General features: G+C 61.4%; 19 protein-coding genes and 1 pseudogene. 15 read left to right on the top strand and 5 right to left on the bottom strand.

The window, feature by feature from the left end; translation table 11 throughout:
- Nucleotides 1-6: 6 nt before the first annotated feature.
- The 3 genes from ACS4RR_RS30275 to ACS4RR_RS30265 all read right to left on the bottom strand — a co-directional run bounded on the left by ACS4RR_RS30275 (nucleotide 7) and on the right by ACS4RR_RS30265 (nucleotide 3,532).
- Nucleotides 7-1,386, bottom strand: a complete 1,380-nt coding sequence (locus tag ACS4RR_RS30275; protein ID WP_456190558.1) for an aspartate aminotransferase family protein — start codon at nucleotides 1,384-1,386, stop codon at nucleotides 7-9.
- Between the two features lie 31 nt (nucleotides 1,387-1,417).
- Nucleotides 1,418-2,914 (bottom strand): NAD-dependent succinate-semialdehyde dehydrogenase, encoded by a 1,497-nt coding sequence (locus ACS4RR_RS30270; protein WP_456190557.1) that lies wholly within the window; start codon nucleotides 2,912-2,914, stop codon nucleotides 1,418-1,420.
- Nucleotides 2,915-3,034: 120 nt separating this feature from the next.
- Complete coding sequence (locus ACS4RR_RS30265) at nucleotides 3,035-3,532, bottom strand: Lrp/AsnC family transcriptional regulator (protein ID WP_456190556.1); 498 nt, start codon at nucleotides 3,530-3,532, stop codon at nucleotides 3,035-3,037.
- Between the two features lie 101 nt (nucleotides 3,533-3,633).
- On the opposite strand from ACS4RR_RS30265, the gene ehuR reads away from it, so the two are divergent.
- The 10 genes from ehuR (at nucleotide 3,634) to doeB (ending at nucleotide 13,237) form a co-directional block, all read left to right on the top strand.
- On the top strand, nucleotides 3,634-5,019 hold the full coding sequence (ehuR, locus tag ACS4RR_RS30260; protein WP_456190555.1) for a MocR-like ectoine utilization transcription factor EhuR: 1,386 nt from the start codon (nucleotides 3,634-3,636) through the stop codon (nucleotides 5,017-5,019).
- Between the two features lie 122 nt (nucleotides 5,020-5,141).
- Nucleotides 5,142-5,927 carry an ectoine/hydroxyectoine ABC transporter ATP-binding protein EhuA gene (gene ehuA / locus ACS4RR_RS30255; protein ID WP_017967336.1) on the top strand — a complete coding sequence of 262 codons (786 nt, stop codon included), beginning with the start codon at nucleotides 5,142-5,144 and terminating at the stop codon, nucleotides 5,925-5,927.
- Nucleotides 5,928-5,983: 56 nt separating this feature from the next.
- On the top strand, nucleotides 5,984-6,832 hold the full coding sequence (gene ehuB / locus ACS4RR_RS30250) for an ectoine/hydroxyectoine ABC transporter substrate-binding protein EhuB (protein ID WP_017967335.1): 849 nt from the start codon (nucleotides 5,984-5,986) through the stop codon (nucleotides 6,830-6,832).
- Between the two features lie 75 nt (nucleotides 6,833-6,907).
- Nucleotides 6,908-7,567, top strand: a complete 660-nt coding sequence (gene ehuC / locus ACS4RR_RS30245) for an ectoine/hydroxyectoine ABC transporter permease subunit EhuC (protein WP_026154478.1) — start codon at nucleotides 6,908-6,910, stop codon at nucleotides 7,565-7,567.
- 4 nt (nucleotides 7,568-7,571) lie between these two features.
- Complete coding sequence (ehuD, locus tag ACS4RR_RS30240) at nucleotides 7,572-8,231, top strand: ectoine/hydroxyectoine ABC transporter permease subunit EhuD (RefSeq protein ID WP_162115661.1); 660 nt, start codon at nucleotides 7,572-7,574, stop codon at nucleotides 8,229-8,231.
- Nucleotides 8,232-8,233: 2 nt separating this feature from the next.
- Nucleotides 8,234-9,013, top strand: coding sequence for an ectoine utilization protein EutA (gene eutA / locus ACS4RR_RS30235; RefSeq protein ID WP_017967332.1), 780 nt, complete (start codon nucleotides 8,234-8,236; stop codon nucleotides 9,011-9,013).
- Nucleotides 9,014-9,017: 4 nt separating this feature from the next.
- Nucleotides 9,018-10,019: a hydroxyectoine utilization dehydratase EutB gene (gene eutB / locus ACS4RR_RS30230; RefSeq protein WP_222280657.1), complete on the top strand. Its 1,002-nt coding sequence runs from the start codon at nucleotides 9,018-9,020 to the stop codon at nucleotides 10,017-10,019.
- Nucleotides 10,016-11,008, top strand: a complete 993-nt coding sequence (gene eutC / locus ACS4RR_RS30225; protein ID WP_017967330.1) for an ectoine utilization protein EutC — start codon at nucleotides 10,016-10,018, stop codon at nucleotides 11,006-11,008. The genes eutB and eutC overlap by 4 nt, the downstream gene beginning before the upstream one ends.
- Before the next feature lie 32 nt (nucleotides 11,009-11,040).
- Complete coding sequence (doeA, locus tag ACS4RR_RS30220) at nucleotides 11,041-12,222, top strand: ectoine hydrolase DoeA (protein WP_017967329.1); 1,182 nt, start codon at nucleotides 11,041-11,043, stop codon at nucleotides 12,220-12,222.
- A gap of 7 nt (nucleotides 12,223-12,229) precedes the next feature.
- The gene (gene doeB, locus ACS4RR_RS30215) at nucleotides 12,230-13,237 is read left to right on the top strand and encodes a N(2)-acetyl-L-2,4-diaminobutanoate deacetylase DoeB (protein ID WP_017967328.1); all 1,008 of its coding nucleotides are present in this window, start codon (nucleotides 12,230-12,232) and stop codon (nucleotides 13,235-13,237) included.
- Nucleotides 13,238-13,243: 6 nt separating this feature from the next.
- Here doeB and ACS4RR_RS30210 read toward each other — a convergent pair.
- Nucleotides 13,244-14,192, bottom strand: a protein-coding gene (locus ACS4RR_RS30210; RefSeq protein WP_162115351.1) for an IS630 family transposase whose coding sequence is annotated in 2 segments (ribosomal slippage) — nucleotides 13,244-13,855 and nucleotides 13,857-14,192 — 948 coding nt in all. Because the reading frame shifts where the segments join, the coding sequence is not laid out codon by codon here.
- Nucleotides 14,193-14,443: 251 nt separating this feature from the next.
- Nucleotides 14,444-16,261, bottom strand: a complete 1,818-nt coding sequence (locus tag ACS4RR_RS30205; RefSeq protein WP_222280654.1) for a methyl-accepting chemotaxis protein — start codon at nucleotides 16,259-16,261, stop codon at nucleotides 14,444-14,446.
- Nucleotides 16,262-16,463: 202 nt separating this feature from the next.
- On the opposite strand from ACS4RR_RS30205, the gene ACS4RR_RS30200 reads away from it, so the two are divergent.
- The 5 genes and pseudogenes from ACS4RR_RS30200 to ACS4RR_RS30180 all read left to right on the top strand — a co-directional run bounded on the left by ACS4RR_RS30200 (nucleotide 16,464) and on the right by ACS4RR_RS30180 (nucleotide 19,974).
- Entirely contained in the window at nucleotides 16,464-16,712 is a 249-nt protein-coding gene (locus tag ACS4RR_RS30200; RefSeq protein WP_170279719.1) for a type II toxin-antitoxin system VapB family antitoxin, read from the top strand.
- Nucleotides 16,713-17,029: 317 nt separating this feature from the next.
- Nucleotides 17,030-17,674, top strand: coding sequence for a TetR/AcrR family transcriptional regulator (locus ACS4RR_RS30195; RefSeq protein ID WP_017967326.1), 645 nt, complete (start codon nucleotides 17,030-17,032; stop codon nucleotides 17,672-17,674).
- A 36-nt stretch (nucleotides 17,675-17,710) separates the two neighbouring features.
- Nucleotides 17,711-17,908: pseudogene (locus ACS4RR_RS30190) on the top strand (DUF1217 domain-containing protein); the annotation flags it as partial.
- Nucleotides 17,909-18,354: 446 nt separating this feature from the next.
- Nucleotides 18,355-19,194, top strand: a complete 840-nt coding sequence (locus ACS4RR_RS30185; protein WP_456190554.1) for a transporter substrate-binding protein — start codon at nucleotides 18,355-18,357, stop codon at nucleotides 19,192-19,194.
- A gap of 117 nt (nucleotides 19,195-19,311) precedes the next feature.
- On the top strand, nucleotides 19,312-19,974 hold the full coding sequence (locus ACS4RR_RS30180; RefSeq protein WP_260111304.1) for an amino acid ABC transporter permease: 663 nt from the start codon (nucleotides 19,312-19,314) through the stop codon (nucleotides 19,972-19,974).
- The last annotated feature ends 1 nt before the right edge of the window (nucleotide 19,975 follow it).

Below are 19,975 nucleotides of genomic sequence, written 5' to 3'. Positions count from 1 at the left end.
TCTCCCTCAGATGTTCTTGAAGACGGTTTCGATCGCATCCGCCGCGGCCTTGACCACGATGTCGGCCTCCTCGCGTGTCAGGCAGAGCGGTGGGGCGAAGCCGAGGATGTCGCCCTGCGGCATGGCGCGGCCGATGACGCCGCGTTCGAGGAGGGCGGAGGCGACCTGCGGGCCTATCTTGCGGCCGGCATCGAAGAATTTTCGGTCGTCCCTGTCCTCGACGAATTCGACGGCCGCCATCAGTCCGTCGCCGCGGACTTCGCCGACGTTGCGGTGGCCGCCGATGGCTTTCTCCAGTTCCGAGCGGAAATAGGCGCCGGTCGCACCCGCATTCTCGACGATGCCGAGTTCGTCGATCAGCTCGAGATTGGCAATGCCTGCGGCAGCACAGATCGGATGAGCGGAATAGGTCCAGCCGTGACCGATCGCGCCCATCTGATCGGAACCCTGAACCAGGACTTGCCACATCTTGTTCGACACGATTGTGCCGGAAAGGGGAGCGTAGGCCGAGGTCAGGCCCTTGGCGATGGTGATCAGGTCCGGCTTCATGCCGTAATGATCCGAGCCGAACATGGTGCCGAGACGGCCGAAGCCGGTGACGACTTCATCGGCGACGAGCAGGATGTCATATTTGTCGAGCACGGCCTGGATCTTTTGCCAGTAGGTTTTCGGCGGCGGCACGATACCGCCGGTGCCGAGGATAGGTTCGCCGATGAAGGCGGCGACCGTTTCCGGGCCTTCGGTAATGATCATCTCCTCGAGCTTGTCGGCGCAATATTGCGAGAACTGCTCCTCGCTCATCGACCGGTCGGGGCGGCGGAAATAATAGGGTGCTTCGGTGTGCAGCACCGGTGCGCGCGGCAGGTCGAAAGCGTTGTGAAAAAGCGCCAGGCCGGTGAGGCTGCCGGTCATGACGCCGGAGCCGTGATAACCGCGCCAGCGCGAGATGATCTTCTTCTTTTCCGGGCGGTCGAGGATGTTGTTGTAGTACCAGATGAGCTTGATGTTGGTCTCGTTGGCGTCCGAGCCGGAGAGACCGAAATAGACGCGGCTCATGCCGTCGGGCGCGCGGTCGATGATCATCTTCGAAAGCGTAATCGAGGCTTCCGTGCCGTGGCCGACATAGGCGTGGTAATAGGCGAGGTTCTTCGCCTGTTCGGCGATCGCATCGGCGATCTTCTGGCGGCCGTAGCCGACATTCACGCAATAAAGGCCGGCAAAGGCGTCGAGGCTTTTGCGTCCTGTCGTGTCGGTGATGTAGACGCCTTCGCCGCCGGCAACGACGCGGGTCGGTGTCTCGCCACGAGCATGCGCACCCATATGGGTCGAGGGATGGAAGAAGTGATCGCGGTCCCAGGCGGTGAGTTCGTTGCTTCTATCGAGCATGTCGTAGCCTCTTTCTTGAAAATGGGGCGGCTCAGGCGGCCGTGTCGATGCAGAGATATTTAAGCTCCGTGAAGGCCTCGAGCCCATGGCGTGAACCCTCGCGGCCGAGGCCAGACTGTTTCCAGCCGCCGAAGGGAATAGGCCCGCCGGTGATCTTCACGCGGTTGACGGCGACCATGCCGTATTCGAGTGCGCGGCCGAGCCGCATCTGGCGGGCGCCGTTTTCTGTGACGATATAGGCGACAAGGCCGTATTCGGTATCGTTGGCGCGGGCGATAACGTCGTCTTCCGTATCGAAGGCGGTCATGGCCGCCACTGGCCCGAAAGTCTCCTCGCGCATGATCAGCGCCTCCGCCGGCACATCGATCAGCAGCGTCGGCTCATAGAAAAGCCTTCCGGCCTTGTGGCGCTTGCCGCCGGTGACGAGCCGCGCGCCATGCGCCAGCGCGTCGGAGACCTGCTCCTCGACCTTGGCGACGGCGTGTTCATGCATCAGCGGCCCGATCTCGGCGCCATCCTCGAGCCCCGGACCGACCTTCAGTTCGGCAATGCGGTCTGCAAAGGCCTTGGCGAAGGCATCGGCGATCCGCCGCTGGACGAAGATCCGGTTGGCGGCGAGGCAATCCTGGCCTGACGTGGCAAACTTGGCGTTGACGGCGATCTCGACCGCCTTTGATATATCGGCGTCATCGAAGATGATCAGCGGGGCGTGGCCGCCGAGTTCCATCACCAGCCGCTTCAGTGTCGGAGCGCACTGGGCGGCGATCAGCCGTCCGATCCCGGTGGAGCCGGTGAAGCTCATGGCGCGCACGCGATTGTCGGCGCACATCCGCCCGACGATCGTAGCGGCATTGCCGGTTACCACGTTGAAGACGCCGGCGGGAATGCCCGCCCGCTCGCCGAGCTCGGCAAGCGCCAGTGCCGAAAGCGGCGTCTCGGAGGAGGGGTGGGCGACGACCGTGCAGCCGGCGGCCAGCGCCGCGGCAGCCTTTCGAGTGAGCATCGCAGAGGGGAAATTCCAGGGCGTGACGATGCCGACGACGCCGAGCGCCTCACGCCGGACGATCATTTCCGCGCCGGGCAGATGGCTGGTGACGTTCTCGGCGATCAGCCGCTTGCCTTCCTCGGCATACCATTCGACGAAGGAAGCGGCGTAATCGATCTCGCCACGCGATTCCGCAAGCGGCTTGCCCTGTTCGAGCGTCATGATCAGCGCCAGATCCTCCTTGGCCGCGAGCATCAGCTCAAACCATTTGCGCAGGATCGCCGCGCGGCTCTGCGGCAGCATCGCGCGCCAAGCGGCGAAAGCGTCTGACGCTGCATCGATCGCCACAGACGTTTCGTCCGCGCCAAGGCTTGCAACCCAGGCCAGCGTCGCCGAAGAGGCGGGATCCGCGACCTCGAAACTTTTCCCTGATTTGCCGGCGATCCATCGGCCGCCGACATAGGCCAGATCGCGCAGGAGATGACGGTCGGCAAGCCGCGACAGCGCGTCATGATAGGCGGGGCGGGCAAAAACGGCGGTCATATCAAGTCTCCTCGTGGCGGTTGACGCAAGTTTTCCACGGGAGCGGGCGAGAGATTGTCTGTTGGTGAAGGCGAAAACAGAGAGATGGTCTAAAGGACGGCGGCCTGGCAGAGAGATTGTCTACGCCGCGGTCTCGTCTTCGCCGGCGGCAGTGAAGGAAGAGACCGGAAGGACTGTTTCCTCCTTCACCGTCTTGGTGACGATGTAGGTGAAGTAGCGGTCGATGCCGAGTTCGCGGTCGAGAAGCCCGTCGACCAGCCTTTGATAGGCGTCGATATCGGGCGCGATGATCTTCAGGATGTAATCGACTCCGCCGCCGACCGACCAGCAGGCGACGATCTCCGGGATTGCGGTCACGGCGCGCTCGAAGCGCTCGAAATCCGCCTGGCGATGATTGGCGAGCGTCACTTCCATCATCACGCTGGCGACCGGCGCGATGCGCCGCGGCGCGATGCGTGCATGGTAGCCGGTGATAACACCCGCCTTTTCGAGCTTGCGCAGCCGCATCCAGCACGGTGTCGGCGACAGCCCGGCCTTTTCGGCCAGCGCCAGTTTGGTGATGCGGCCGTCGCGCTGGACGGCGTCGAGAATGCGCAGGTCGATGGCGTCGAGCTTCATGGTGCTTTCTTTAGAAAGAAATCATTTCAAACGTAGGGAAAAGACAATGGGAGCGCATTTTTGCATTGTCAATTGAACTGATTTTCAGCAGTGTTAAAATCATGACAAAGTGGCGCCCCGATCCCTCGCAACTCCGCCGGCCGGCCTATCTCTCGCTTGCCGAGCAGATCGCAAACGCGATCATGGACGGCAAGCTCTCCGATGGCGTGCAATTGCCGCCGCATCGCAAGATGGCCGATGATCTGCATCTTTCCGTGCAGACGGTCAGCCGCGCCTATGACGAATTGATCCGCCGGGGGCTGATATCAGGCGAGATCGGACGCGGCAGCTTTGTCCAGACTAGACCGCGCGAGCCAGAACCGCCCTATCTGCCGGAACGGCTGGGCGAGGTGATCGATCTGTCGATCCTGAAGCCGGTCTGCGAGCAGATCCATTTGGAAAGGCTGCGGCAGGCCTTCGGCTGGCTTTCGGAAAACCTGCCCTCCAGCTCGGCGCTTTCATTCAGGCCGAATATGGTATTTCCACGCCATCGCGCCGTCGCTACGGAATGGCTGGCGCGATGCGGGCTGGAGGTATCGCCGCTGAACATCAGCGTGACGAACGGTGCGACATCGGGCATGACGGTGGCGCTGATGAGCGTTGCCCCGCCCGGTTCGACGGTTGCGACCGAAGCGATCAGCCATCATACGCTGGTTCCGCTCTCCACCTATCTCGGTCTGCACCTCGAAGGGCTGGCGATCGACGAGGAGGGCATGATCCCCGAAGCGCTGGACGAAGCCTGCCGAAAGGGACCGATCCGGGCCATTTTCCTGCAGCCCTCGGTGATCAATCCGATGGCGGCGCTGATGAGCGCGAACCGCAGGCAGGCGCTTGCCACCGTCGCGGCCAAGCATGATATCGCGATCATCGAAAACGATATTCTCGGCCCGATGGTCGAGAACCGCGCGCTGCCGATGGCCGCGTTTGCGCCGGAACGGACACTCTACGTCACGAGCTTCACCAAAATTACCGTTCCGGGCCTGCGGATCGGCTATCTCACCGCGCCCGACCGCTATGTCGCGGCCGTCGCCAACAGGCATCTCGTCTCCAACTGGATGGCGACACCTGCCATGGCGGAGATCGCCACCCGCTGGGTTAGCGACGGCACGGCGATGGAACTGGTCAACTGGCAGCGCCGTGCGCTTTCGAACCGGCACGCGATCGCGGCGGAGATGCTGGCGGGCCTGCCGTACCGGGCGCATCCGCAAAGCCTGCACGTCTGGCTGCCGCTCTCAGGCAACCATACCGAGGATGGGTTTGTTTCGCAGGCAAGGCTGCGCGGTGTGGCGATCGCGCCTGGCAAAGCGTTCCACACTGCCGATCAGGGCTGGACGCCGGCCGTGCGCATTTCGCTTGGTTCGACGACGGAAAGCGAGTTGCGGACGGGGCTCGGCATCGTCGCCTCACTGGCGCAAGGCAATCCGGAAGAGCTGCTGCTTGCGATCTGATGCCGATGCCTTGTATTTGAGCGCGCGCAGAATAATTGTCATGATATTATTTTACGAATTGACATGATTTTGATGGACCGTCATCGTTAGGACATTGCTTGTCTCAACAGGGAGAGACATGAATGCTTCCGCCCATCATCCGCATCGACAACATCGTCAAGAAATACGGCCCGCTGACCGTGCTCGACGGCCTGTCGATGAATGTCATGCCGGGCGAGAAGTTGGCGCTGATCGGGCCATCCGGCTCCGGCAAGACGACGATCCTGCGTATTCTGATGACGCTGGAGACGATCAGCGGCGGCCATATCGAGGTCGACGGCGAGCAGCTCTACCATATGCCCGGTAGCAGCGGGCTGGTGCCGGCTGACGAACGGCATCTGCATCGCATGCGCGAAAAGATCGGCATGGTCTTTCAGCATTTCAATCTGTTCCCGCATAAATGCGTGCTCGACAACGTGACGTTGGCGCCGATGCTGACCAAGGGTATCAAGCGGCCCGTGGCGGAAAAGCGGGCGCTGGAGCTTCTCGACATGGTCGGCCTGGCCGACAAGGCAAAGAGCGTTCCGGCGCAGCTTTCCGGCGGGCAGAAGCAGCGCGTCGCCATTGCCCGGGCGCTGGCTCTATCGCCGAAGATCATGCTGTTCGACGAGGTGACCTCGGCGCTCGATCCGGAACTGGTCGAGGAGGTGCTGAACGTCATGCGGCGGCTCGCCTCCGAAACCGACATGACCATGCTTCTCGTCACCCATGAGATGGGCTTCGCCCATGATTTCGCCGACCGTGTGCTGTTCTTCGATCGCGGCAAGATCGTCGAGGAAGGCAAGCCGGGCGACATCTTTCGCAATCCGACCCAGGAGAGGACGCAGACCTTCCTGCGCAAGATCATTGCGGCGGGGCACCGCGTCTGACCTCAGACATTGCCCGCAAGAACAAAACTCAAGGAAAATCAGAGGAGTTGGGAACGATGAAAACAGGATATCTTTTGAGCGCCGCCAGCCTGTCGGTGCTTCTGATCACAGCGGCTGCGCCTGCCTCCGCCGCCGATGACAAGCTCGAGCAGCTGAAGGAGCAGGGCTTTGCGCGCATCGCCATCGCCAACGAGCCACCGTTCACCGCTGTCGGCGCCGACGGCAAGGTGTCCGGCGCGGCCCCCGATGTGGCGCGCGCAATCTTCGAAAAGCTGGGCGTCAAGGAAGTGGTCGCCTCGATCTCGGAATATGGCGCGATGATCCCCGGCCTGCAGGCCGGCCGCCACGACGCGATCACCGCGGGCCTCTTCATGAAGCCCGAGCGCTGCAACGCCGTCGCCTATTCCGAACCGATCCTCTGCGACGCCGAAGCTTTCGCTCTCAAGAAGGGCAATCCGCTGAAGCTGACGAGCTACAAGGATATCGCCGACAATCCGGACGCCAAGATCGGCGCCCCGGGCGGCGGCACCGAGGAGAAGCTGGCGCTCGAGGCCGGCGTGCCGCGTGATCGCGTCATCGTCGTTCCGGATGGCCAAAGCGGCATCAAGATGCTGCAGGACGGCCGCATCGACGTCTACTCGCTGCCGGTCCTGTCGATCCACGATCTGATGGCCAAGGCAAACGATCCGAACCTCGAAACCGTCGCTCCCGTCGTCAATGCGCCGGTCTATTGCGATGGTGCCGCCTTCCGCAAGCAGGATGTTGCGCTCCGCGACGCCTTCGATGTCGAGCTGAAGAAGCTGAAGGAATCCGGCGAATTCGCCAAGATCATCGAGCCCTACGGCTTCTCGGCCAAGGCGGCGATGTCGACGAGCCGCGAAAAGCTCTGCGCCGCGGCGAAGTAAACGAGGTGAGCACCCGGCCATGCTATCGGCACGGCCGGGTTATCCTCAAACGATCTCCAGAGAAGCGAGTTGCCGATGTCGGGATGGTCCGGCTATCTGACATTGATCCTTGAGGGCGCCCTGGTGACGCTCCAGCTGACGATCATGGGGTCTGCTCTGGCGCTTGTCATGGCGTTCCTGGCGGGCCTCGGCCGCCTGTCGCGATTCTTTGCCGTGCGGGCTCTGGCGACGGCCTATATCGAATTCTTTCGCGGCACCTCGATCTTCGTCCAGCTGTTCTGGGTCTATTTCGTGCTGCCCTTTGCGGGCGTGACCCTGACGCCGCTGCAGGCAGGCGTGCTGGCGCTCGGGCTGAATGTCGGCGCCTATGCGGCGGAAGTGGTGCGCGGCGCCGTTAAGGCTGTCGGGCGCGAACAGTCGGAAGCCTGCATCGCGCTCAACCTTTCGCGATACCAGCGCATGCGTCACGTCATCCTGCCGCAGGCGCTGCCGCTGATGCTGCCGACCTTCTGCAACAATGCAATCGAACTCTTGAAGGGCACGGCCGTCGTGTCGCTCATCTCGCTGACGGATATGACTTTCCAGGCGCAGGTTGTGCGGGCGCAGACCGGCAGTACGCTGGTGCCCTTCGCGACGATCCTCATCCTCTATTTTCTCATGGCCTCGGCGATCTCCGCGACGATGCGCTGGCTGGAGCGGCGGATGGCGCGCAGCCTCGACGGCATAAGGACCTGATCGGATGGAATGGGATTGGGACTTCGTCTGGCAGATCATGCCGACCCTCCTCGAAGGGTTCAAGATCACTCTTCTCGCCACCATCCTCGGCGCTGCCGTCGCCATGATCGTCGGCCTGGGGCTCGCCATTGCGCGGCGCTCACCGCTCGCCGGCATTTCCAGGACGGTCGCTTTCGTCTCGGAATTCATCCGCGGTACGCCATTGCTGGTGCAGCTCTACTTCATCTTCTACGTGCTGCCGGATATCGGCATCCGGCTGGCGCCGCTCACCGCCGGCGTCATCGGCATGGGCATTCACTATGCAACCTATACCGCCGAGGTCTATCGCGCCGGCATCGAGAACGTGCCGCGCGGACAATGGGAGGCAGCCAAGGCCACCAATCTGTCGACCCGCCAGGCCTGGATCCACGTGATCCTGCCGCAGGCGATCCCGCCGATGATCCCGGCGCTCGCCAATTATTTCATCGCCATGTTCAAGGAGACGCCGCTGCTTTCGGCAATCACGGTGCTCGAACTGATGAACCAGGCAAAGAGCATCGCCAACAGCAATTACCGCTACATCGAGCCGATGACGCTGGTCGGCGTCTTCTTTCTCGTCATCAGCTTGATCTCGGTCTTGGGTTTGCGCTGGCTCGAGGAACGCTACGCCAGGATGGACGACTGACCATGACCGTAGAGATTGAGATCATTCCCGCCGGCCGGCTGCCGCGACTGGACGACCGGCCGCTGGAAAAGCGCATCGGCCTCATCATCCTCGCAACCGACCACACGACGGAAGTCGACTTCCAGCGCATGGTAGCCGGCGATCGCATCGGCGTTTATGTCAGCCGCATCCACTATGCCAATCCGGTCACGCCGGAAAACCTCCTGAAGATGCAGCCGTCGCTGACCGAAGGCGCGGCATTGATCCTGCCGGACGAGGCACTCGATGCCATCGTCTATTCCTGCACCTCCGCTTCGGTGGCGATCGGTGACCGGAACATCGAGGCGGCGATCCACGCGGCAAAGCCCGGCGTTCCTGTCGTGACGCCGACGGCGGCCGCCGTGACCGCCTTGAAGGCACTGGGCGCCAGGCGGATTTCGGTGCTGACGCCCTATACGATCGAGACCAGCCGGCCGATGGCGGATTATTTCGGGGAGCTCGGCTTTGCGATCGACCGGTTCACCTGCCTGGGACTGACCGACGACCGTCAGATGGCGCGGATCGCACCGGACGAGATCGTCGCCTTCGCACGCCAAGCACTGGCGCCGCAGTCGGACGCGCTGTTTATCTCCTGTACGGCGGTGCGGGCGGCCGAGGTCGCGGACCGGATCGAGGCTGAAATCGGCAAGCCTGTCGTCACCAGCAATCTTGCGACGGCCTGGGCCTGCCTGCGGCTCTGCGGCGATGATCGGGCGCGGTCCGAACTCGGTCAATTGATGACCAAGCCCTATCGGGAAGGCTGAGATCATGGTGAACACCTTGCCCGTTTCGCTGGAGGATATCCGTGCTGCGGCGCGCCGGATCGCCGGCCGCGTGCTCTGTACACCGATGGTGCAGTCCGCTTCCCTTGGCGAATTGGCAGGCGTTCCTGTCCATCTCAAGCTTGAGCATCACCAGACGACCGGCAGTTTCAAGCTGCGCGGCGCGACCAATGCGGTGCTCTCCTTGTCGCCGGCAGAGCGCTCGCGCGGCGTCGTCGCGGCCTCGACCGGAAATCACGGCCGGGCGCTTGCCTATGCGGCAAAGACGGAAGGTGCTGTTGCGACCATCTGCATGTCGCGGCTGGTGCCGGAGAACAAGGTTTCGGAAATCCGCCGCCTCGGGGCCGATGTCCGCATCGTCGGATTATCGCAGGACGAGGCGCAGCAGGAGGTCGACCGGCTGGTTCGCGAGGAGGGGCTGGTGATGGTCCCGCCCTTCGACCATCCTGATATCGTGGCCGGGCAGGGAACACTGGGGCTCGAAATCATCGACGCCTTGCCGGAGGCGGCAATCGTGCTGGTGCCGCTCTCGGGCGGCGGCCTTGCGGCGGGCGTTGCCGCTGCGGTCAAAGGCATCAATCCGAAGACCAAGGTGATCGGCCTGACGATGGAGAAGGGCGCTGCAATGAAGGCAAGCCTCGATGCCGGACGGCCGGTGCAGGTCGAGGAAGTGCCGAGCCTTGCCGACTCGCTCGGCGGCGGCATAGGTCTCGACAATCGCGTGACCTTTGCTATGTGCCGCGAACTTCTCGACGAGGTCATCCTGCTGACGGAAGCGGAAATCGCCGCCGGCATGCGCCACGCCTATGCCTGCGAGCGCCAGATCGTCGAAGGCGCGGGCGCGGTCGGCATTGCAGCGCTTCTTGCCGGGAAAATTGTGGCAAACGGTCCCATCGTCGCGATCCTGTCCGGGGCGAATGTCGACATGGAACAGCACCGGCGGGTGATCAACGGGACACAGCCGCTCTACCGCGAGGAGGGACCATGAGCCGGATGATCATTCTGACGGAAGCGGAACTGAGGAAAGTCATCGGGCTTGATCGCGATGCGGCCGCCTGCATCGAGGAGGCTTTCGCAGCGCTTGCAACCAAGGCTGTCGCCATGCCGCCGATCCTGCGGCTCGACATTCCGGAATATCGCGGCGAAGTCGATGTGAAGACGGCCTATGTGCCCGGCATCGAGGGCTTCGCAATCAAGATCAGCCCCGGCTTCTTCGACAACCCCAAGATCGGCCTGCCGAGCACCAACGGCATGATGGTGCTGCTGTCGAGCCGGACCGGACTGGTGCAGGCGCTGCTCTTGGACAACGGCTATCTCACCGACGTGCGCACCGCAGCAGCGGGCGCCGTCGCGGCAAAACATCTGTCGCGGGAAAATGCATCCGTGGCCGCGATCTTCGGCGCAGGCATGCAGGCGCGGCTGCAGCTCGAAGCACTGACGCTGGTCCGGCCGATCCGGGAAGCGAGGATATGGGCGCGCGATGCTGCCAAGGCGCAAAGCGTGGCAGCGGAATTGGCCGGAAAGCTCGGCTTTCCCGTCACCGCGACACCGAACGCCAGAGGTGCAATGACCGGCGCCGATCTCATCGTCACCACCACGCCGTCGGAAATACCGATCATCGAGGCCGGGTGGCTGGAACCAGGACAGCATCTGACGGCCATGGGCTCAGATGCGGAGCACAAGAACGAGATCGATCCGGCCGCCATTGCGGGTGCCGACCTCTACGTCGCCGACAGCTTGAAGCAGACGCGGCGTCTCGGCGAGTTGCATCACGCCATCGATGCCGGCCTGGTCGCAGGCGATGCGGTTTTTGCCGAGCTCGGCCAGATCGTCGCCGGCCGGACGCCGGGGCGGACGCGCAACGACCAGATCACCATCGCGGACCTCACCGGAACCGGGATCCAGGACACCGCCATCGCCACACTCGCCTTTGCCCGCGCCGGCGCGGCGAAGGCCGGGACCGCATTCGAAAGCTGACCGGCGCGGCGCCGGAAAAGAAGGGAAGAGACATGACAAAGCCCAATCTCAAATTCTCGCTCGGCGAATATGCCGCGCGGCTGGAAAAGACACGGCGTGCCATGGAGGCGAAGGGCGTAGACCTGCTTGTTGTCAGCGACCCGTCGAACATGGCCTGGCTGACCGGCTATGACGGCTGGTCCTTCTATGTGCATCAGGCGGTGATCGTGCCGCCGCAGGGCGAGCCGATCTGGTTCGGCCGCGGCCAGGACGCCAATGGCGCCAAGTTCACCGCCTATCTGAAACACGACAACATCGTCGGTTATCCCGATCACTATGTGCAGTCGACCGAGCGCCACCCGATGGACTATCTCTCGGGCATCCTGACCGAACGCGGTTTCGGCAAGCTGACGATCGGCGTCGAGATGGACAATTACTGGTTTTCGGCGGCGGCTTTTGCGGCGCTGCAGAAGCACCTGCCGAACGCCCGCTTCGTTGACGCGACCGCTCTCGTCAACTGGCAGCGCGCGGTCAAGAGCGAGATCGAAATCAGGTACATGCGCAATGCCGCCCGCATCGTCGAGGCGATGCACGCCCGCATCTTCGACAAGATCGAGGTCGGCATGCGCAAGTGCGATCTGGTTGCGGAAATCTATGATGCCGGCACCCGCGGCGTCGACGGCATCGGCGGCGATTATCCGGCGATCGTGCCGCTGCTGCCGTCCGGCGTCGAAGCATCCGCGCCCCACCTGACCTGGGACGATCGGCCGATGAAGAAAGGCGAGGGCACCTTCTTCGAGATCGCCGGCTGCTACAACCGCTATCACCTGCCGCTGTCGCGCACTGTCTTCCTCGGCAAGCCGACGCAGGCCTTTCTCGATGCCGAAAAGGCGACTTTGGAGGGCATGGAGGCCGGCCTTGCGGTCGCCAGACCCGGCAATACCTGCGAGGATATCGCCAACGCCTTCTTCGCCGTGCTGAAGAAATACGGGATCGTCAAGGACAACCGCACCGGTTACCCGATCGGCCTTTCCTATCCGCCGGACTGGGGCGAGCGCACCATGAGCCTGCGGCCGGGCGACCGGACGGAACTGAAGCCCGGCATGACCTTCCATTTCATGACCGGTCTCTGGCTCGACGACATGGGTTTCGAGACGACCGAGAGCATCCTCATCACCGACAGCGGCGTCGAGTGCTTCGCCAACGTGCCGCGCAGACTGATGGTCAAGGATTGAGGCTGTCATGACAGAGATTGGCTTGCGGCCGTCGCCGATCAGCGCGACGGTCAATTTCGCCGCCGAGGGTATCCAGCACGGATTCCTGCGCCTGCCTTACAGCCGCGACGACTCCGCCTGGGGATCGGTGATGGTGCCGATAACGGTCATCCGAAACGGCAAGGGGCCAACGGCCCTGCTGACCGGCGGCAATCACGGCGACGAGTATGAAGGACCGATCGCGCTCTTCGATCTTGCCAACTCGCTGAAGGCCGAAGAGGTGAGGGGCACTGTCATCATCGTGCCGGCCATGAATTATCCGGCTTTCCTGGCGGGGACCAGGACCTCGCCGATCGACAGGGGCAACATGAACCGCAGCTTCCCGGGCCGGCCCGACGGTACGGTGACGGAGAAGATCGCCGACTATTTCAGCCGTGTGCTGCTGCCGATGGCGGATCTCGTCCTCGATTTTCATTCCGGTGGCAAGACGCTCGATTTTCTGCCGTTCTGCGCGGCCCACATCCTGCCGAACAAGCAACAGGAGGAAAAAGCTTTCGAATTCGTGAGGGCGTTTGCGGCACCCTATTCGATGCAGATGCTGGAGATCGATGCGGTCGGCATGTACGACACCGCGGCCGAGGAGATGGGCAAGATCTTCATCACCACGGAACTCGGCGGCGGCGGCACCGCCACGGCCAAAAGTGCGGCGATTGCCAAGCGCGGCACCATGAACGTGCTGCGCCACGCCGGGATCGTCGCGGGCATCGTCGATCCTGGTCCGACGACCTGGCTCGATATGCCGGACGGTCGCTGCTTCTCCTTCGCAGAGGAGGGCGGGCTGATCGAACCTGTCATCGATCTCGGTGAAGCCGTCACTGACGATGCGGTCATCGCTCGCATCTATCCGACCGGGCGGACCGGGGTGGTGCCCCGCGAGATCCGCGCCGCCATGAGCGGCATTCTCTGTGCCCGGCACTTCCCGGGGCTGGTCAAATCAGGCGATTGCGTTGCCGTCGTGGCGGTTGTTGACGATTAGAGCGTTTCAGGTTTTGACGGAAGCGTATCCGGCATTGTCGAAGTAGTTGCTGCATTCGCTGGGCTCGATGGTTGTGACGAGGTGTCCGATGTGGCGCCAGGTGTCATCGATGGTTCGCTTCTGAGCCAGGCGCATCCAGTGCTTGATTTTGGCGAAAGCCTGTTCGATCGGATTGAGGTCGGGGGAGTATGGCGGCAAGTACCAGAGCCGAGCACCAGCGTTGCGGATCATCTGACGGATGGCGACCGACTTGTGGGAGCCGAGATTATCCATCACGACGATGTCGCCGGGTTTGAGCACCGGTACGAGTTGCTGCTCGACATAGGCGCGAAAGCACTCACCGTTGATCGGTCCATCGAAGACACAGGGTGCGGTAAGCCGATCGCAGCGCAACGCGCCGAGGAAAGTCAGGGTGCGCCAATGTCCGTGCGGCGCGAAGCTGCGCAGGCGTTTGCCCTTCGGCCCCCACCCTCGAAGCGGCGCCATGTTGGTCTTGATCCAGGTTTCATCGATGAAGACCAGCCGTCTTGGATCGAGGCCAGCCTGCCAGGATCGCCAGCGCTGTCGCCGTCGCGCGACGTCAGCGCGCGCCTGCTCAAGGGCGAACAGTGTTTTTTTTGAACCGCAATCCCTCACGTCGCAGGAACTGCCATACCGTATCGTGGGATACCTTCACCCCTCGCGCGGCCAGCTCTTCCTTCAACCTGTGCAGTGACACATGCGGCGTCTGGTTGATCCGCTCCACGATAAACGCCCGATGCGGCTCCAGAACCCGCTTGCGGTGGCCGCCCATCTTCCCAGGCGCGACAGATCCGCTCGAACGATAACGCTGCGACCACTTTACCGCTGAAGACACGGCAATACCGAACCGCGCCGCAACCGACCGGCAGCTCTCACCGGCTTCGATTGCAGCAACAACACGCTCACGAAGATCATTGGAAAGAGGTCGCGTCATTCGATGCTGGCCTCCACTCCAGCCAGCATCTTGAATCACAAAACACACAAAAACGGAATCCCTTCCGATTCAACTAAATCCGGATACGCTCTAGAACAGGATGATTTTAGGCCAGGTCGGCCTGAAATCTGAATCCTGTTCCAAATTAAATGGTTAGAGCATGATGTCCTCCGAATAATCGCGCACACTTTTCGGCACCATGCTCTAGGCGATCGGACAGGTCGAGCAGGACGAGCTTCGACGGTCAGGCGTCAAGCCGCTTTCTGCGGTCTTGACCCGCTGGCGGCCGCGTCGATCTGAAAGCGGTTTACCACCCCTTCCAGCGTCTGCGTCTGGCTGCCAAGTGCCCGGCAGGCCGTGGCGGTTTCGACGGCCATGGCGGCGTTGCGTTGCGTCACCTGATCGAGCGCGTTGACGGAGGCGTTGATCTCGCCGATCGCCACCGCCTGCTCGGAAGACACCGACACGATGCGGGCGATCAGGCCGGCAACCTGCTGGACCTGTCCTTCGATTTCCAGGAGCGCCTTGCCGGTGCGATTGACGAGGTCCACACCGGTGGAGACCTGGGCGGAGGAGGTGGAGATCAGAGCTCTGATCTCCTTGGCGGCGTTGGCTGAGCGCATGGCAAGTTCACGTACTTCCTGGGCAACGACGGCAAAACCCTTGCCTGCTTCGCCGGCGCGCGCTGCTTCAACCCCGGCATTGAGCGCGAGAAGATTGGTCTGGAAGGCGATTTCATCGATGACATTGACGATGGCGCCTATCTGGGAGGACGAGCCTTCGATCCTTTCCATCGCGGCGATTGCTTCGCGAACGACGGCTGCCGAATGTTCGGCGCTGGTGCGGGTCTCGGCCATCATGCCTGTCGCTTTGCCGGCATGATCGGAGGCGTCTTTGGCTTTGATATTCATTTCATCGAGTGCGGCTGTGGCCTCTTCGAGCATCGCGGCCTGCTGTTCCGTGCGCGACGCAAGGCTGTCGGCTGCATCGGTGATGCCGGCCGAGGAATTGCCCACTTGCTTGGAGGTCTGGGCGATCTCGGCCATTGAAGCGCAAAGCGCATCCATACTGTCGTTGAACTTCGCGCGCAAAGACTCGTAGGCGGCGGCGAACGGCGTCGTGATCCGGCAATCGAGATTGCCGGTCGACAGCTGTTCAAGGCCGTATGTCAGCCGATCGATCACCGTTTCGCGGATCTGCTCCTCGACGGCTCTTTCGGCCAGTTGGCCGCGTTCACGCTCGAATTCCGCATCGCGAAGTGCGGTCTCACGCTTCTGTGCGTCCTGCCGCTCGAGCGCGTTGCGGCGGAATACCGCGACGGCCCTGGACATGGCGCCGATTTCGTCGGAACGGTTGGCATAGGGGACTTCGGTCGAAAAATCACCTTCGGCAAGGTTGCCCATATAGGCCTTCATGCCATCGAGCGGCACGATCGCCCGGCGTCGCAAGAGATAGAGCCCCACCAGCAATAGCCCGAAGGATCCGAGGCCCGCAGCACCGGCATAGATCGTCCAGGTGACGATCTCCGAGGCGGCATTGCGCTCCTCGCCCTTCAGGAAGGCGTCGGAATTGGCAACGAGTTTCTCAACCGCGTCCTGGTGCGAATGAAAGGCGACGCGCAACTGCTCGATCGCCCCGTGCGCTTTGTCTTCATCCTTGGCATTCAGGGCCGGAATGATCTCACGGTTCATTACGCCCCAGAATGCATCGCCCTTGGCGATAACATCGTTTTCAAGCTCGTCCTTCAAAGCCTGCGGCAGCCGAGTGGTTTTCCAATAGGCGCGGCGGTCATCGTAAGCGGCCTTCAGATTTGCGATCTTGGCAAGATTGGTGTCGGTGAGTTCGGGAAATTTGCTCGCCTCGAAGGAGAGCATATAGGATTCCACCACAAACAGCGGCGGCGGCAGAATATCGGCAATCAAATCCTTGCCGTAGACAACCTGCTCGTAAACCGGCCCGTTGACTTTCAGCCGTTCAAGGGCCGACTGCTGCAATCCGATCGACATGAAAAGGCCTGCCGAAACGGCGACACCGAACGCAACCAGACTGCGGGCAATGGTGAATGCCAAGGACTGTCTCCCACATGATATGGCTTCTCTGCTTGAGATGCCTGATCCCTCGTGAAGTACTATGTCGATAGAACACTGAAATATGGTTAATTCTTTTTGACATCGGAACAAAATCAGGACCGAGACTACTTGAAGTATCCAGCCATCATCTGCAATCTTGATGTTAGCGACTGCTGCTACATGCAGATGAAAGGAGACCGACATGGCCGAACCTCAACTTTCCGTGCGCAGTGCGAAGGCACGCGATCTTGCACATCGGCTTGCTCGGCGCGAAAATCGATCAATAGCTGACATCGTTGAGCGGGCCCTCGAATCGTATGAAATACGGGAGACCGGCCGCGAGGCGGCCACGACCTTTTATGCTCAGCTTTCGCAACAAAGTGGCACGGATATCGACCTTGAGTCAGTCCTCAAAGAGGACAGACAGGCACACAAGGGCATCGAACTTTGATCTTTCTCGTTCCAGTAAAAACAGGCTTGCGGTTGATTTTGTTGCCGAAACTGCGTTAGAGGATGGGATACCCTGGGATGCTGCGGTCGAACTCTTGCTATAGGAATAGGAATAGGAATAGGAAAAGATAGAGGTTGCGGCGGAAATGGCGGTCACAGGCGCTCCATCGGTAGACGGTGAGAGATGCAACGCATTGCAGAGCTGATGAGTTCTCTAAATTGAAATTGCCAATGCCACAGCTGAAGAATCGCCTCTCAGAAGTCCTTGTCTCCTTTCTGCGGCCTTCGGCTTGTGCCTCGATGGGGGTCTAGGCCATAATGGATGTTGTCGAGCCCGCAGATGAGCCGCGCAAGCGCGGCCGGCCGAAAGTCTCCAGTGACGATGACAAGCGGGCGCATATCGTTGAAATCGCCCGCCGCGTTTTTGTAAAATACGGTTATGCTGGCAGCACGACCGCAGTCGTCGCTACCGAGGCGAGTGTTTCAAAACAGACGCTTTACAAGCTGTTTCAGAGCAAGGAAGAGCTGTTTGCCGCGGTGGTCGGAGCACATCGGCGCCTGATGCTCGACCTTCCGCGGCCTGCTGAAGATCTCTCGATCGCCGAGAGCCTCGAACGCATCTTCATGATCGATATGGATGACGACAAGGATGCGGATCGTGCCGGTTTCCTGCAGCTCGTCTTTCGCGAAGCGGGGCAGTTTCCCGAACTTATCGACATACTGCAGCGTGAAGGCATGCTTGCCAGCCGGCAGCATCTGGCAGACTGGCTGAGGGACCGCAGGGTGGAAGGCAAGTTGTCGCTTGATGATCCGGACAGCGGGGCCCGGATGCTGATGGATATGATCTTTGGCGCCATGGGTCCGCCGGAAGGACGAGCAAAGGCTTGGCCTAATCGGGCAACACTGCTTGCCCATCTCCAGCGCTGCATTGCAGTCTTTGCCGCAGGCGTCGGCGCCGCGTGACCCCGAAAGACGGCGATCCCTCGGCTTTTGACGTCGATGAGCGATTACAAGCTCTAATCTTATGCCATGCAGGCCTGCGGGCGTGAAGACATGGCTATGCCAAGGCCTTCATGAAGAAGGTGCTGGAGAGTGCGCTTCGCCCACAGCTTGAGCGACACCCGCTATGCAGAGTTGGCTGCCGCCTTCAAATTCGCCGGCGAGACGAAGACGGCGCGATCGGACGTGCAGCGGGAAGTTCATTAGAATCCATGAAGTCTACAAGCCTCCCCCAGCGCATACCTAGATTTCTCTTACCGAAATGCGCTGTATTTTCGTTTTCACACATTCCCTGCAAATCCACCGCGCATTTTTGCTGAAATGCTCTGGACGAAGCGGGAAGCTTCCGGTTGGCGAAAGTTGGCCGTTGGCTTGAGGTTGGCAGTTTCCCGAGATCCTAATTCGCCGCCTGCGCCAACGCCTCGCTTGCATATTCCATTTACCAAGGCTAGCGCAGCCGGGCGGTCCGGAAGTGGGATGAAAATGCTGCGCTGCCGAAAAAATCGCCACGCGCGCCACTGCGCGTTTTTTCGGCATACCCCATTGACAATTCATCCTTGATGGCACTTGATAACGTTATTCCAGTAAAACAGACATGCGTCCATTATACTGGAATAATAGGAACAATCCATAAGGGGAACGCCATGACCATTTCCTTTCGCACCGGCGTGATGTCGTTGGTCGCCGCCGCTCTGTTGTCCACGCCTGTGCTGGCCGAAGGCAGCAAGCTCGATGAAGTGTTGGCCCGCGGCCATCTCGTCCTCGGCACGGGCAGCACCAATGCGCCTTGGCACTTCAAGAGCGCCGACGACAAGCTTCAGGGATCTGACGTCGACATGGGCCATATCATCGCCAAGGCGCTCTTCGGCGACCCTGAGAAGATCGAATATGTGAACCAGTCCTCCGATGCCCGCATCCCGAACATTACCACCGACAAAGTCGACATCACCTGCCAGTTCATGACCGTTACCGGCGAGCGCGCCCAGCAGGTTGCCTTCACCATTCCCTATTATCGCGAGGGTGTCGGCCTGATGCTCAAGGCGGACGGAAAATATGCCGACTACGCCGCCCTGAAGGCGGTCGGTTCCTCCGTCACCATCTCGGTTCTCCAGAACGTCTATGCCGAGGCGATGGTGCATGCGGCGCTGCCGGAGGCGACCGTCGACCAGTACGATTCCGTCGACCTGATCTATCAGGCGCTAGAATCGGGACGCGCCGATGCTGTCGCCACGGACCAGTCGTCGCTCGCCTGGTACATGACGCAGAATCCCGGCCGTTACAAAGACGCCGGCTATGGCTGGAATCCGCAGACTTACGCCTGCGCCGTCAAGCGCGGCGATCAGGATTGGCTGAACTTCGTCGACACCGCTCTGCACGAGGCCATGACCGGCGTTGAGTTCGACTTCTACGCCAAGTCCTTCAAAACCTGGTTCGGCAAAGATCTGACGCCGCCGCAGATCGGCTTCCCGGTCGAGTTCAAGTAACAGCCATGTGGAGCGGGACATGTTTCCCGCTCCACATTTAAAGAGTGAGAGCATGATGCCGTCCGGAAACCGCTCACAGTTTTCGGTATCATGCTCTGGTCTGAAAGGGCGGCCCGCATGGGTTACACGTTGAATTTCGCTGCCGTCTGGCGCAATTTCGATTCTCTTTTGAGCGGGCTCGCGCTCAGCCTCGGCCTGGCGGTGATCTCGATCCTGATCGGGGCGGCGATCGGCCTTGCCGTCGCCTTCGCGCTGACGTCCAAAAGCCGCTTTGCGATCGTGCCGGCGCGGGTCTATGTCACTGTCATTCGCAACCTGCCAATTCTCGTTCTGGTGCTTTTTGCCTTTTTCGCGTTGCCGCAGATGGGCTTGCGGCTCGACAAGATAAAAAGCTTCGTCCTGGTTCTATCCCTTTACTCCGGCGCCTATCTGGCCGAGGTGTTCCGCGCCGGGCTGCTGTCAATTCCGAGAGGGCTGACGGAAGCGGGTCTTGCCATCGGCCTGACGGGGATGCAGATCCGCAGTTCCATCATCGCTCCGCTGATGCTGCGCAACGTGCTGCCGTCGCTGTCTTCGACGATCATTTCGCTCTTCAAGGACACCTCGCTCGCCGCCGCCATCGCGGTGCCGGAACTGACCTTCGCGGCTCGCAAGATCAATGTCGAGAGCTTCCGCGTTATAGAAACCTGGATGGTCACATCAGCCCTCTATGTCGCGACCTGTTTCCTCATCGCCGCCGTGATGCGCTTCGTCGAGCGCCGCCTGGCCCTGCCGAGATAGA

It is taken from the genome of Rhizobium zaerense, assembly GCF_051810725.1.
GTDB lineage: Bacteria > Pseudomonadota > Alphaproteobacteria > Rhizobiales > Rhizobiaceae > Rhizobium > Rhizobium leguminosarum_I.
The sequence above is the reverse complement of the archived record's forward strand: the minus strand, read 5'-3'. Positions and strand labels throughout refer to the sequence as shown.

Excerpts from the sequence above, each read along its gene's own strand:
- ehuC (WP_026154478.1), top strand. The coding sequence starts at position 6,908 with ATGTCGGGATGGTCCGGCTATCTGACATTGATCCTTGAGGGCGCCCTG.
- eutA (WP_017967332.1), top strand. The coding sequence starts at position 8,234 with ATGACCGTAGAGATTGAGATCATTCCCGCCGGCCGGCTGCCGCGACTG.
- eutC (WP_017967330.1), top strand. The coding sequence starts at position 10,016 with ATGAGCCGGATGATCATTCTGACGGAAGCGGAACTGAGGAAAGTCATC.
- ACS4RR_RS30180 (WP_260111304.1), top strand. The coding sequence starts at position 19,312 with ATGGGTTACACGTTGAATTTCGCTGCCGTCTGGCGCAATTTCGATTCT.
- ACS4RR_RS30265 (WP_456190556.1), bottom strand. The coding sequence starts at position 3,532 with ATGAAGCTCGACGCCATCGACCTGCGCATTCTCGACGCCGTCCAGCGC.
- ehuA (WP_017967336.1), top strand. The coding sequence starts at position 5,142 with ATGCTTCCGCCCATCATCCGCATCGACAACATCGTCAAGAAATACGGC.
- eutB (WP_222280657.1), top strand. The coding sequence starts at position 9,018 with ATGGTGAACACCTTGCCCGTTTCGCTGGAGGATATCCGTGCTGCGGCG.
- ACS4RR_RS30270 (WP_456190557.1), bottom strand. The coding sequence starts at position 2,914 with ATGACCGCCGTTTTTGCCCGCCCCGCCTATCATGACGCGCTGTCGCGG.
- ACS4RR_RS30185 (WP_456190554.1), top strand. The coding sequence starts at position 18,355 with ATGACCATTTCCTTTCGCACCGGCGTGATGTCGTTGGTCGCCGCCGCT.
- doeA (WP_017967329.1), top strand. The coding sequence starts at position 11,041 with ATGACAAAGCCCAATCTCAAATTCTCGCTCGGCGAATATGCCGCGCGG.
- ehuB (WP_017967335.1), top strand. The coding sequence starts at position 5,984 with ATGAAAACAGGATATCTTTTGAGCGCCGCCAGCCTGTCGGTGCTTCTG.
- ACS4RR_RS30275 (WP_456190558.1), bottom strand. The coding sequence starts at position 1,386 with ATGCTCGATAGAAGCAACGAACTCACCGCCTGGGACCGCGATCACTTC.
- ACS4RR_RS30195 (WP_017967326.1), top strand. The coding sequence starts at position 17,030 with ATGGATGTTGTCGAGCCCGCAGATGAGCCGCGCAAGCGCGGCCGGCCG.
- ehuR (WP_456190555.1), top strand. The coding sequence starts at position 3,634 with ATGACAAAGTGGCGCCCCGATCCCTCGCAACTCCGCCGGCCGGCCTAT.
- ehuD (WP_162115661.1), top strand. The coding sequence starts at position 7,572 with ATGGAATGGGATTGGGACTTCGTCTGGCAGATCATGCCGACCCTCCTC.
- doeB (WP_017967328.1), top strand. The coding sequence starts at position 12,230 with ATGACAGAGATTGGCTTGCGGCCGTCGCCGATCAGCGCGACGGTCAAT.
- ACS4RR_RS30200 (WP_170279719.1), top strand. The coding sequence starts at position 16,464 with ATGGCCGAACCTCAACTTTCCGTGCGCAGTGCGAAGGCACGCGATCTT.